The sequence below is a fragment of the Bifidobacterium mellis genome (assembly GCF_000967265.1).
Classification (GTDB): domain Bacteria; phylum Actinomycetota; class Actinomycetes; order Actinomycetales; family Bifidobacteriaceae; genus Bombiscardovia; species Bombiscardovia mellis.
This window is the reverse complement of the sequence record NZ_KQ033885.1, coordinates 303,317-315,685: the sequence shown is the minus strand read 5'-3', so window position 1 is coordinate 315,685 and position 12,369 is coordinate 303,317. Positions and strand designations below refer to the sequence as shown.

General features: G+C 55.2%; 9 protein-coding genes. All 9 read right to left on the bottom strand.

From position 1 onward, the window contains the following. Positions 1-12 precede the first annotated feature (12 nt). The 9 genes from JF70_RS01765 to JF70_RS01725 all read right to left on the bottom strand — a co-directional run bounded on the left by JF70_RS01765 (position 13) and on the right by JF70_RS01725 (position 12,131). Complete coding sequence (locus JF70_RS01765) at positions 13-981, bottom strand: carbohydrate ABC transporter permease (protein ID WP_045935069.1); 969 nt, start codon at positions 979-981, stop codon at positions 13-15. After that, the gene (locus JF70_RS01760) at positions 978-1,940 is read right to left on the bottom strand and encodes a carbohydrate ABC transporter permease (protein WP_082069332.1); all 963 of its coding nucleotides are present in this window, start codon (positions 1,938-1,940) and stop codon (positions 978-980) included. Before JF70_RS01760 ends, JF70_RS01765 begins: the two co-directional genes overlap by 4 nt. A 64-nt stretch (positions 1,941-2,004) precedes the next feature. Further along, on the bottom strand, positions 2,005-3,330 hold the full coding sequence (locus JF70_RS01755; RefSeq protein ID WP_045935067.1) for an ABC transporter substrate-binding protein: 1,326 nt from the start codon (positions 3,328-3,330) through the stop codon (positions 2,005-2,007). Between the two features lie 123 nt (positions 3,331-3,453). Further along, on the bottom strand, positions 3,454-5,448 hold the full coding sequence (locus JF70_RS08430) for a family 43 glycosylhydrolase (protein ID WP_052690672.1): 1,995 nt from the start codon (positions 5,446-5,448) through the stop codon (positions 3,454-3,456). Between the two features lie 175 nt (positions 5,449-5,623). Further along, a complete protein-coding gene (locus JF70_RS01745) occupies positions 5,624-6,421 on the bottom strand; it encodes an HNH endonuclease family protein (RefSeq protein WP_231578797.1) in 798 nt (265 codons plus the stop codon). Positions 6,422-6,475: 54 nt separating this feature from the next. Further along, positions 6,476-7,324, bottom strand: a complete 849-nt coding sequence (locus JF70_RS01740) for an aldo/keto reductase (RefSeq protein WP_045936009.1) — start codon at positions 7,322-7,324, stop codon at positions 6,476-6,478. Positions 7,325-7,453: 129 nt separating this feature from the next. After that, on the bottom strand, positions 7,454-8,719 hold the full coding sequence (locus JF70_RS08425; RefSeq protein ID WP_197069079.1) for a class C sortase: 1,266 nt from the start codon (positions 8,717-8,719) through the stop codon (positions 7,454-7,456). A 391-nt stretch (positions 8,720-9,110) separates the two neighbouring features. Then, positions 9,111-9,941, bottom strand: a complete 831-nt coding sequence (locus JF70_RS01730; protein WP_045935065.1) for a hypothetical protein — start codon at positions 9,939-9,941, stop codon at positions 9,111-9,113. A gap of 189 nt (positions 9,942-10,130) precedes the next feature. Then, on the bottom strand, positions 10,131-12,131 hold the full coding sequence (locus tag JF70_RS01725; protein WP_045935064.1) for an LPXTG cell wall anchor domain-containing protein: 2,001 nt from the start codon (positions 12,129-12,131) through the stop codon (positions 10,131-10,133). Positions 12,132-12,369: the final 238 nt, after the last annotated feature.

The following is a 12,369-nucleotide window of genomic DNA, read 5'->3' as shown; positions in this document are numbered from 1 at the left end:
TGTGTGTTCCCGCTATTCCTTGACAGCACCGGCAGCCAAGCCGGACTGCCAATATTTCTGGAGTAGCAAGAAGGCGACGACGATAGGAATGATAGTGACCAGGCTGCCCGTCACCACCAAGTTCTGAATGGCGTGGGCACCGGCTGTCGATGCCTGATCCTTCCAATTGTTGAGCCCGATTGTCAGCGGGTACCAATTGGAATCCTTGAGCATGATTAAGGGCAGGAAGTAGTTGTTCCAAGTGGCCACAATAGTGAAAAGCGCCGTGGTTACGATGCCTGGGGCCAGCAGAGGCAGGCTGACCTGCCAGAAAGTACGGAACTCCCCGGCCCCGTCGACTCGGGCTGCCTCCAGCAACTCGGTAGGCACTGCCTGATCGGAAAAGATCCACATCAGGTATAGACCGAATGGCGAGATCAGACTGGGAATGATCATGGCCCAAGGCGTATCGGTCAGTCCAATCTTGGCAAAAAGCAGGAACTGAGGCACAGCCAGAGCGATGCCTGGCACGCTGATGGCTCCGATGACTACTGCAAAAACGAGGCGGCGGCCAGGAAAGCGGAACTTTGCCAGGGCATATCCACCCAGTACTGCCAGTAAGGTGGCGCCACCGGCTCCCACAACCACGTAGAGCAGGGTGTTGAGCAACCAGCGCCCGAAGATTCCGCCCTCATAGGTGAACACTTCACGCAGATTGTCCCAAAGGGCGAACTTGTGCCCAAAGGCCAGGCCGAAGGTGCCAATGAAGTCAGACTGAGTCTTGGTGGCGTTGATGACGAGCCAAATCAAAGGAAATAGGCAGTAGAGTGCGAAGATTCCCGCAACCAGGGTTAGCAGCCAGCTGCGCCGCGGATTGTCCGGATTGGAGAATCCCGTTCGAGCTGCCCTTCGACGTTCCGCGCGCTCATCGCGTGCGACGCGTCGAGCACGCATACGCTCAGCCTTGGCCCCGTCGATAGTCCTCGAATCAACCGTGCTCATTGCATCTGCTCCTTCATACCCCTGAGCTGGACGGCGTAGGCAGCGACCATGGTAATGATGGCCATGACGATGGCCAAAGCCGCCGCGTAATTGCTCTGACCGCCCATGAAGCTCAGGTTGTAGGCATACATGTTGGGGGTGTAATAGGTGGTAATCGCATTGCCTGGGACCATGGTCTGCAACACCGAGGGTTCATTGAAGAGCTGGAAACTGCCGATGATGCTGAAGATGACCGTGATGACCAAGGAACTCTTGAGCTCGGGGACCTTGATACTGCGCACAATCTGCCACTCCGAGGCCCCGTCAATGGCCGCTGCTTCATAGAGCGAGTGCGGCACAGTCGACAGCGAGGAATAGAAAATCAGCATATTGTAGCCCGTGAACTCCCAGGTGTTGATGTTGCCGATGGCAGCCAGAAGCACGCTGGGCTGCAGAACGTCGATATGCGTGCCCAGCCATTGATTCAAGGAACCTACCATTCCATACTTGGTCCCGTAGATGAACCCCCACATCAAAGCCGCCACCACGGCTGGCACTGCATAGGGCAGGAAAGTGGTGATTCTGAAGAAACGCGTACCGTGCAGCTTGAGTGAATCCAGAGCCAGCGCCATCAATGCAGCCAAAAAGAGCATGATGGGCACCTGGACCACAGTGAAGAGTGCCACACGACCAACTGATGACCAGAACTGCCCGTCCTTGAGTAGCCTGACGTAATTGGCCAGGCCCACAAAAACATTTCCTCCGATCATGCGCTTCTCGTACAGACTCAGGTATATGGCGTAGAGCACCGGCAGGACGAAGACAAACACGAAGACCAGGACAAAGGGTCCCATGAACTTCCATCCACGCCAGTCGGGCTTGTGAGGGCGCTCCCCATTACGACTCCTAGCGGTTCCGCCAGGGCCTTGAGCCCGCGCAGGGGCCGGAACCCGCGCAGTCGAACCTTCGGCTTCACTCATGATGCCTGTCCTTCTTTCCTGTCGCTGTCCGGAGGCGGCTGCTGTCAGCCGCCTCCGTCATCACTCACTTATTGACCTGATACCCCTGCTGGTTGCCGTGGTCCACCAGCTTTTGCTGATAGTCCTCGAAAGCCTTTTCCAGAGTGGTCTGCTTCATATAGGCCTTGCCGATGGAATCCCCATAGGTTGACTGGGCGAAGGGATTGTAGGGCAGATACTGGAACTTGGAAACCTTGAGGTTGGCTGCTTCGGTCAGCACCTTGTTGACCTCCTGACCTCCGAAGTACTCATTCTTCTTGCTGGTGAATTCATTCGAGCCCAGAATGCGCTTCAGCGAGGGGAAGCTGCCTTGGTCAGCCATGACCTGAGCTCCCTTACCGTGCGTCAGATATTCTGCGAATTTCCAGGCAGCCGCCTTGTTCTTGGCTTTCTTGGGCACGACAAGAGCCGAACCGCCGTCCTCTGCGGACACGCTGTCCCCCTCTTCCCACTGGGGCAGAGGCGCGACCCTCCAGTTACCCTTCTGGTCGGGCGCACCGGACTCCAGATTGGTGGGCATCCAGGCGCCGATGGTCAACGAGGCCACCGACCCGTCATTAAGCGCCCTGTTCCAGTCATCGGACCAGTTGGCGGTCTTGGTATCGAGCAGGTCTTCGTCGATCAGCTTCTGTTGAAAATCGATATACCGCCTCATGCCAGCATCCTTGGTCATGTTGATGGTGATCTTGTCACCATCAACCTTCCAAGGGTGGGCCCCAGCCTGCCAAGCCTGCGCAGTGAAGGGCTGATAGGCATTCTTATCACCGGCATTATTGGTGATGTAGGAACCCACGGCTCTTATCTTCTTGGCGTCCTGGTAGTACTCATCCCAGGTCTTTGGGGGCTCTGGAATACCAGCCTTGTCGAAGACTGCCTTGTTGTAGAAGAAAACCTCGGGACCGGCATCAATGGGAAGAGCATAGGGCTTGCCGTCATACTGGACCTTGTTCCAAGGTCCCGGAGCGAAGTCGTCGGCGAACTTGTCGGCCCCATACCCTGACAGGTCCTCCAAGTTGTCTTCAATCGCGAACTGCTGGACGGTGGGATCTTCCAGCATGGTGACATCGGGAATGCCCTTGCCTGCAGCGACTGCGTTGGACAAGGCCACCTGGGTGTCACCGGCAGTGCCCGTGTTGTTGTACTTCACAGTAATGCCGGGGTTGGCCTTTTCAAAAGCAGCAATAGTCTCCTTGATCCCATTGCCCCAACCCCAAAAGACTATGCGCCCAGAGGCCTTGCTGGTGTCCGCTGGCTTCGATGTTGAACCAGATCCGCTGCTTCCACAGGCAGCAAATGAGGCCAGGGCGACCATGGTGACGCCCATGGTCAGGATTTTCCGTGCAGAATTCATGATGACCCTTTCGATGTTTGTAAAAATTACGTCCTTGATAAGGTTTTGACGCCCTACTCCTTCCAAACGTTGGTACAACTGTGTACCAACGTGTTATTCAGTATAATCCATAGCCTTGGATTGTCAATTCTGCTCAATAAGACGCCGTCGACAGTACACAGCCACGACCATTAACAGAATGCCCGCCGCCACACAGCTAGCCACGAAAACTGGAGCGCGGCCGATAGCGATACCTGTTTCAGCCAAACTAGAAGATAGACCGCTACTACCAGTTACAGGACGAACGGACAGAGATTTGTCCGACTCCACAGAACCTGACGCAGACCCTCCAGGGCCTGTCGTCGTACCATTTCCGTCATGATCAGCGACATCATTGGTCTCATTCCCCTTTTCAGACACACCCTTCAAGGACACATCATCCACATGCAAGGTTTGGCCAGGACTTCCGGAGACTTCGATAGTGATCTTGGTATGACCACCAGGCAGATCGACCGGCAAGGAGGCCTGCTTCCAGTCCGTGCCAGTAGAGGCAGCCAGGTTAATCTCCGAGGTCTTCCCGCCGAATTCAATAGCAATCCTGGCCTCATCCATGCCTTTGGGGTTCGCATAGGAGAGTTTCAGAAGGAAACGGCCGGCGTGCAGAGGAACATGCCCCGGCTCATCAAAATCCTGGACGATGGCGGCGCTGCGGGATTGTCCAGGTGCGAATCGCAGGTCAAAATCGCCCACTCTCCCATAGGCATCGGCTACGTTTTTCACCGCATCTGGATTGACACGCTGCCATCCGGCGATATCAGCAATCACATTACCGTCCTTATCTCGATATCCCTGCTCACCCACTGAAACCCTGTCCGCTTCGAAGGAACCGTTAAGCACATAGTCATTGGCTTCGTCAACCGACCAAAGGCCGGTATCCGTATCCAGCTTCCACCGACTCATGGAATTGAAACGAGGCGTGCCGGAATCATCAAAGCTCAGCGGATTCCACTGGTTGTATCCAAGCCCATTGCCTGCAAAGTCAGCCCATCGATCGCCGCAGTGAATGACGGTCTCTGCCTGGCTGCCGTGCAAGGTGTAGTAAAAACCGGTCTGAGTGATGTGTCCGAAATCCGCTTTGCTGCCATCCATGATCACCGTTTGATTGACGGGCTGATATGGGCCAAACAGATGATCTGCCACCTGAAAATGGATTCGCGAAGCATCCCACCCGAACAGATCGGAACCAGCCAGATAATACCGGCCAGCGTGCTTGAAAAGCGCATTGCCTTCACGCCCGAAGCCCTGGTAGAGTTTGGTGGGTTGAAGCAAATCCACCTGGCCCTCTTTGGCGCCTATTCTGGCCGCCCAAGCACTGCCACGGCCACGACCATAGGAATAAATCAGATAACCTGTTCCGTCTTCATCCTGGAAGACACTCTGGTCACCGGTATTGCTGGTACCCAGACCGTAATCACGCATATCGATACGCCTCTGGGCTTTGAACGGTCCAACAGGCGAATTAGATGTAGCAATCATCACCTTTTTGTCGAAATTGCGACCCGTAGCATCCGTAGGCATCTCATGCTGGATAAGCATGGCGTAGGTGCGCAACTCGGAGACATAAGCAACTCCCATTCTGCACACCCAACCCGCGTGGCGACCACCAAAGTCGCTGGCGAATGCATCAGCCTGTGCCCTGTCCAAGGCTTCACCTTGATACCGCCAATCAGTCAGATTCGCGGATTTGTAGACATCCACCGAGATGAAATCATTGCCAGTGAGCGCATGGGTTGGATCCTTGCGATAAGCTTCTGCCTGGGAAAAGTGAACACCATACCAAAAATGAGAAACCTTCCCCGTAGCCGGATCCGGGAAATCAAAAATCCCTCCGCCCTGCATATACATTGGTTTACCGTCAACGTCATTCCAAAAACGGTCATTGACGATCAGCCCATTTCCGCCTACGGAATCGGACTTTTGCCCTGCTCCTTGAGCAGCAACCACCTTTGGTGCTCCAAATGACAAGCCCATTATCATAGCCAGGGCGGCAAGCAGAATGGCCAATTTGTGCCTTACCTGCTTATGATTCCGTATGTGGTCTCCAATTTGGGGTACATGCGGGCCGATATTCTCACTCATAGCCAACCTCCTTGTTGTTGATGATCATGGTCATAGACCCGAAGAAATGCGGAATCTATGTAGTTGGTACAACTGTGTACCAAACTTCTATAATACTATCACACCTTAAAAGGTCCAGATCAGCGCAGAAGGTCAGGCTATAAAACTCCTATGCGAATAAACCCTTACATAGCAATCAGCGATCCTGCGGAAGGGGCTGGCCCGGGCAGGTATGCAGAACGGCCAGCATGGCCTGCTTTTCCGAGCTGGTGACGCTCAGGGAGTACTTGTCCTTGACCGCTATCTGACGAGCCACATAGGAGCACTGATAGTCCTTGTTCTCGGGCAGCCAGTAGTCGGCCGAGGCACTCCCCTTGGCCTGGTTGGCGGGGCCGTCCACGGCGAGAAGATTGAATGGGTCGTTGCCAAAGCGGTAGCGGCGGGCTGTATCCCACTTGCTGGCTCCTGACCGCCAGGCGTTCTCCAGGGCGACCACATGGTCAATCTGCACGGCCGAGCTGGTCTTCGGACCTCTGACGAATTCGATGGTCCGCCCTGTATAAGGATCCTGCAGACGACCGCTGGCCACCTTGCATCCGCCGGGAGTAGTGGTACGCAGATCAGTCAGATCGCGGGTCAGCACATCCTCGCGCACGTTGCAGCCGTTGCCGTCCTCATCGGTCTCCTTGAAGCCGAAGGCCTCACGCCGGTACTGACGGCCAGGGCGTGCATGATCATCCACTGTCAGACTCTGCAGGGTCTGAGCCGCGTCGCCAGTTGCCGTATATCGTCCGGTCAGCCGTCCGACTCCACCATTGACCCTTGGCAGTATCAGACCGATGGTGATGCCCAGAACCACAGCCACTACCAGAAGGATCAGCACCCGTTCCGTGAGTGATTCGCGACGGAAGCGGGCCGGGGCGGGATTCCTCCAAACCGAACCGTACCGACTGCGGCCTCGATACCGATATCTTCTGCGTCTCGGACCGGTCATCTACCGCCGATACCTCCTATGTCGACTGCTTGCATGAATCATCCATCATAGCGGTCAGGCGTAGGCATAGGTCATCGGGTCGTGTCCTGCGCGCACCAGGGAGTCCATGGCATCGATGGCGGCATGCTCCTCAGGGGTCAGGCTGAAGCCGAACAGGTCCAGGTTCTCCGCCTGCCTTTCCCTGTGGACAGACTTGGGAATGATGATGGTCCCGTTCTCGATGTGCCAACGCAGCACCACCTGGGCCGGCGTAACCCCGTGGGCCTGGGCTATTTTCTCCAGCCTGCCGCCACCGGCTCTCAGGTCTGCGCCTCGCGCCAATGGAGAGTATGCCTGGACGGCTATGCCATGCTCCTTGCAGAAGGCGGTCACCGCGCGCTGCTGCCAGCTGGGGTGCAATTCAATCTGATCCACGGCAGGGTACTCCCCTGTCTCCTGGTGCAGCCGTTCCAGATGTTCCGGCAGGAAGTTGCAGACCCCCAGGGTCCGCACCCGTCCCTCATCGCGCAACCGATGGAAAGCGCGCCAAACCTGGTCGGCCCGCCAATCGAACGGCGTTGGCCAGTGGATCATATACATGTCGACATAGTCAGTGCCCAGCAGTGCCAGCTGGCGGTCGAAGGCCCGCAGAGCGCTGTCATACCCCTGCTCGGAGTCGCGCAGCTTGGTAGTCAGCCACAGCTTGGTACGCCCAGGACCGCTCTGGCAACCGAATGCCTTGAGGCCACGACCAACGCCTCCTTCGTTGCGGTAGCCAGCCGCCGTATCGATGTGGCGATAACCCAGTTCCAGGGCAGATTGCACTACCCCAGCGGTTTGATCATCGTCGATCCTGAGCACGCCCAGGCCCACCTGCGGAATGCGATTGCCGTCAGACAATAGGATGTCAGGAACTGCTGTCATGGTCCACACCTTCCCAGGATGCGGCCCAGCAGTCTGCCGGGCCATGCTCGCTCCATTCTAGAGCCAGGCAAAAGCCCGGTTACGACCAAACAGGCACATGTGGTCAAACCTACCCGCCCATGCACCGGCTTAGAATTTGCTGATGCCGAAGAAGTACAGCAGGTGGGTGTCGAACCAGTGGTAGCCAAGGTCGAATACGGGCAGCAGACTGATTCTCATCATCATGCCGACCGTACCCCAGGCGAAGAAGAGGCCGAGCACAGCCAACAGCCACATGAGCGCGCTGCAAATCCGTCTGGTTTTGATCAACCGACGGCGACGGGTGGCTTCTGAACGGGTCTCCTGCTCATGGCTGACCATGATCGTGGCCAGCGGCTCGCCCATGGCCCCCGGTCCTGTCGCGCGGGATTCCAGATGTTCCATCTGCTCCAGTTCGTGGCGACAGTTGCGCCGACGACGTGAGAGCAGGTACCAGCCCACCAGGCAGGCCAGGAACAGGGCCAGAAGCACCCAGACCATGTAAATGGGCGCCCCTTCAGGTTGGGTGGGAGGTACGTCATCGCCGATATAGTGCCCACGCACAATCAGACGGTGGGAATTGACACCATAGGGGTAGCAGGTCAGTAGGGTCACATAGTTGGAATTCTGGACTGGCTGCAGTGCGCTCACATCAGTAGGCAGGATGATCTTGATCTGATCCACCTTGTAGCTCATATGCCGTTTGAGTACTCGTATCTGGAAGACGTCCCCCTTGCGCAACTGCGTCAGGTTGTCGAAAAGCATGTAGCCGACTTCGCCGGTGTGTCCGGTAATAACGGAGTGGATTGTTCGGTTGTCTGTAGGCACGTGGGTTGTGGCAATGTGCCCTGTGCCGTCCTTGAGCACCTCATCGCTGGTACCGTGCCGCACGGGCAGCTTGACGTTGATCTTGGGGATCTCCACATAGGCCATCATGCCCTTGCCATCCACATTGAGGATTTTGTAGTAGCGGCCCAGTGGTTCCTTGACTTCCTTGTACTTGAAGGGGTCCCTCAGCGTAGGCTTGCCCAATTCCTCGTCATACTTCTTGGCATCACGCCACATCGCCCTGCGCTGTGCAGGCGAGAGTGCATCCACAATCTGATCGTAGTTGTCTACTGCGGAGGAATCCTTGGAATAGTTGACATAGGCTGCCAGCAGGGGATAGAGAAAGATTGCCAGACCGATCAGGAAGGCCAAGGTCTCCAGGAGCCCGAACCCCCGCCCTGACTTGCTAGCCTTGCCGCCGTTCTTGGCCTGTTTGGATGCAGTCGCAGCTTCCTGATCTGCTTTACCTTGTTGATCTGTGTCCTGGGAATGATTTCCCGAAACGACAATTATCGGAGCAGACGTTGTAGCGTGGCCTGGAACTGTCACTGGAGCTGCTATTACATCTGAATCATCCGATTCTGAAGCTCCGCGATCCTCAGGTGTTGCCGAAGGTGGATAGGAGGGCGGCACCTCGGAACTAGGAGCATAGGCAGGTGGCATGTCCCCTTGCTCAACAGACATGTCTGACGAGGCTGACTCAGCCGGGATGGATACGTTGGCATCACCGTTTCCGGTCGTCTGGGATGGGCTCATAGTAGCCGAGTCAGTGTACTGGTCCATCTATAGCCTTTCTCATGCCCGCTTCAAATAGTCCGATTGTTAGTTCTTGACATACAAAGACCGGCGGCACCTGTATGATACCGCCGGTCTTTACACATCCTCACAGATGTCTACGATGCCGTTTGATGGCATCACACCGACATTGCCATGAGAATACCTAGCGCTCATCCCTGTTCCAGGATCGTGCGACTACCGCCAAGTAGAGGCCCATCATGGCCAGGATTATAAGCAGAATACCAGGCGCTACCATGGAGACGCCGGTAGCTGCCAGCTTGCCATGACCTCCAGATCGCACGACTGGGACGACCTGGGGTATGTCCACAAGTTTGGGGCTTATAGTCACATCATAAAGTGGATGGACTTCACCCTGCTCGCGGTAGAGCGGCAACTGTACGACCACTGGATCGGTTTTTACCTTTGCATTCTTGGGTGTGGCTACCAGGGTGACCAACCAGTATGAAGCATGGAAATAGTCGCCATCAAAAACAGCGGGACTACCTCCGGTCAGACTGGATGCGTCTAAATCAAGATTGGCTCCTGTAAGCCAGACACCTTGTGATTTGGCTTCTGATGCGTTGGTTATAGTGCCATTTTGATCAGAGACACCGTAGTATTCAGCGGGTTGTGTCTTGTCCTTGAAAGCATCTGGGTTGGCTGCAACCTCATTGCTGATGGCCGCCTGTGCCTTATCAGCGCCAGGATTGTGGTCTAGTGCCTCCACCCGGCTCTTCAGAGTACCGGCATCCAGCTTCAAGGCACGAAAGACATACCCTGCTCCAGCAGATACAGGAGCACTCGGCAGGATGTCGTTCTGACCACCTTGACCTGAATGCCCTCTCTTGAGTTGCACCGTCAGGGTCGGGTTGACCGTCTCCGCCTCTGCCGCCGGCGTCATATCGAAAGCGGTGAGACCTAAACAGGCCAAAGCCGCGATCAGACAGGGCAGGACCCGGTGGGTGAGGCATTTCGGCAAGGCAATTCCCTTCATAAACCTTCCCTTCCAAGGCCGCCTTTCGACGACGTGGTTGCGTCAGTTCTGCTGATCCAAAACCAGACCAGCATCCCGACATGTGCGGACCGCAGAAGTTCAACGTTCCGTATTAAAATGGCGGACGATTCACGGAGGAACCGTCCGCCATCGGGTCACCTCACATGATTCTTGATGTGACCGTGATCATCAGGCCCGGGCGGCGTTATTGCGCCGATTGCGGGCGTAGAGGGCACCACCCATGATCAGGGCACCGACAACCAGCAGCAGCAGGATGCCACGACCACCAGTCAGAGGCAGGGCCAGAGGCGCATCAGCATCAGAAGTCGCATAATGTGCCAAGTAAGTTTGTACTGGCACATTATTGAACTGTATCGCTGTGCCACCACCGTCAGTGATCTGCTTAGGTGTCCTTCCGAACTTTCCAAACCCAAGCTTTGTATAATCAGGCTGAATTGTGGCATGAGGTCCATACTCCTGAGCGACTTGCTCCTCAGTCTTACCGGCATCCCCAAATGTTACTGTATGGAAGGGAATGCCAGGGTTACGCCAATCCTTGGGGGTCTTGGTCTCTTTCAGCAGCCAATTGCCGGCCTGCACTGTCTTGCCGGCGTCTCTAGGTGCTGGAGCTGGTGTGCCGAAGACAGGCAAAGCAGCGAACGCTACCAAACCATTCTTGTTGGCCGTGGCCTTGTAGAGCTGAACACCATCTGGTACCTTACCCTCGGCATAGAAGTTTCCATCAGATGCAAGATACTCATCCGGCTCTTTCTCAGACTTGATCAGACGGAACTCAGTGTCGGGCAGAGCTGCAAACTTTGTCTTTTCATTCTGCACAGCACCGAAAGCAATAACAGCATTGATCACATTCGTATGCTCACGAATGGGATCTTGGTGGTTACCATCTGCGTCAACGTTTTCGGTGAAATCGGAAGCTGCATCGTTGGCCACACCATCGGTGCCAGTCGAATCACCATCTCCAGTGACCGTGGCATCATAAGTTATGACAAGCAGGAAAGCCTTTGGAGTGAAGTTCTTTACTTTGGTTAGAGTATTGAAGAAATCAAACTGGTAATAAGATACATTACTGCTCGGGGCTTCATTGGCGAACATCTTATTATCCCCAAAAGAGTTAGGATTTGATGTTGGCTGTGACTCCGTATAATCAGCAGTAGCACCTTCAGCCAATTGCACATCATCAACTCCATCTGCATGAAGCACAACCTTGAATTCGCCCTTCAGCTTCAGAGAGCTGGACATGCGATCAACAATACGCAGATCCTTACCGTCGCCATTCAGCTCACTGACATCAAGCTTGCCGTCTTTTGGTGTCTTCGCGCCAGTGTTGTAGAGCTTCTGAGTCAGCTTGTAGCTAATCGTATCTCCAGCAACAGCTGTCCGCTGAGGCTTCACATTATTCTGCGAATCCTTGACCGACTGGACGGTCTTGGAGAACTGCGTGATGTTCATGTTCTTCGGATACAGGTGCAGATGGTAAATGTATCCTTGAACCTGGCTTGCAGTATCGGTGGCATCGAGTGAGTTAGCCGCATAAGGCAGACCAAAGAACGACGGTGCTGCATCTTGATACTTGTTGCTATCAAGCTTATTCGGATTGTTAGCCTTGAAAGCCGGCGACTCATCACGATTCTCTACCAGCACGTACCAATGGTTGGCACCTCCAGGGAAGCTGACAGCTTTCGACGAATCTGAAATATCAACCGCTGGAGCGTTGGTTGCAGTGTCAGCCGGATACCAGGTATTGATCACACCTTGGCCGTCAGTGATACCGATATAGTTGGCCGTGACCTTATATGTGTTCTCATCCGAGGCACTAATGTCAGATAGATTTTGACCGGGTTGGGGAACGACTTCCCTGACATTGAAAGCAATGCCCTTGGCAGGAACCAAGTCGGCATTCGCGTTCAACTTGACTGCATCCTTAGAAGAACCCGTGGGGCTGTACCCCTGAGCCAACGACAGGTACTTGGTAACTGTCAGTTGGGGGTGCACGTCGCTCTGAACTGCACCCGGCCTGAAGTCATCTTCGGCATTATATCCATAGTCTTCAGCGGCCGAAGCCTGGGTGGCTGGCAAAACGACCATGCCCGCCAGGAGCGTCGCTCCGGCAACCGCCAAGCCTAAAAGCTTAGGGAGCCTTATCCCTTCATTATCTCGTTGCATGTGCATGCACGCATTCCCTTCTTTGTTAATAGGCACAGGATGGCCAGGCACATCTTCGCCTCCCCAACCGATCACTTCCCCGACTCAGGGGGGTGGGCAATATGTCAACTTTGGGACATGCCACTGTTCCCATTGCCTAATCATCACTGTACCGACAAAATTGGGACAACGCAAACCGACAAGCCGAATATCAAAGGCCCTGCCACATGTGTTGTGGCAGGGCCTTGCAATCTGTCCTAAGACA

Bases quoted from the DNA above. Each gene is read 5' to 3' on its own strand.
- JF70_RS08430 (WP_052690672.1), bottom strand. From the start codon at position 5,448: ATGAGTGAGAATATCGGCCCGCATGTACCCCAAATTGGAGACCACATA.
- JF70_RS01745 (WP_231578797.1), bottom strand. From the start codon at position 6,421: ATGACCGGTCCGAGACGCAGAAGATATCGGTATCGAGGCCGCAGTCGG.
- JF70_RS01740 (WP_045936009.1), bottom strand. From the start codon at position 7,324: ATGACAGCAGTTCCTGACATCCTATTGTCTGACGGCAATCGCATTCCG.
- JF70_RS01725 (WP_045935064.1), bottom strand. From the start codon at position 12,131: ATGCACATGCAACGAGATAATGAAGGGATAAGGCTCCCTAAGCTTTTA.
- JF70_RS01755 (WP_045935067.1), bottom strand. From the start codon at position 3,330: ATGAATTCTGCACGGAAAATCCTGACCATGGGCGTCACCATGGTCGCC.
- JF70_RS01760 (WP_082069332.1), bottom strand. From the start codon at position 1,940: ATGAGTGAAGCCGAAGGTTCGACTGCGCGGGTTCCGGCCCCTGCGCGG.
- JF70_RS01730 (WP_045935065.1), bottom strand. From the start codon at position 9,941: ATGAAGGGAATTGCCTTGCCGAAATGCCTCACCCACCGGGTCCTGCCC.
- JF70_RS01765 (WP_045935069.1), bottom strand. From the start codon at position 981: ATGAGCACGGTTGATTCGAGGACTATCGACGGGGCCAAGGCTGAGCGT.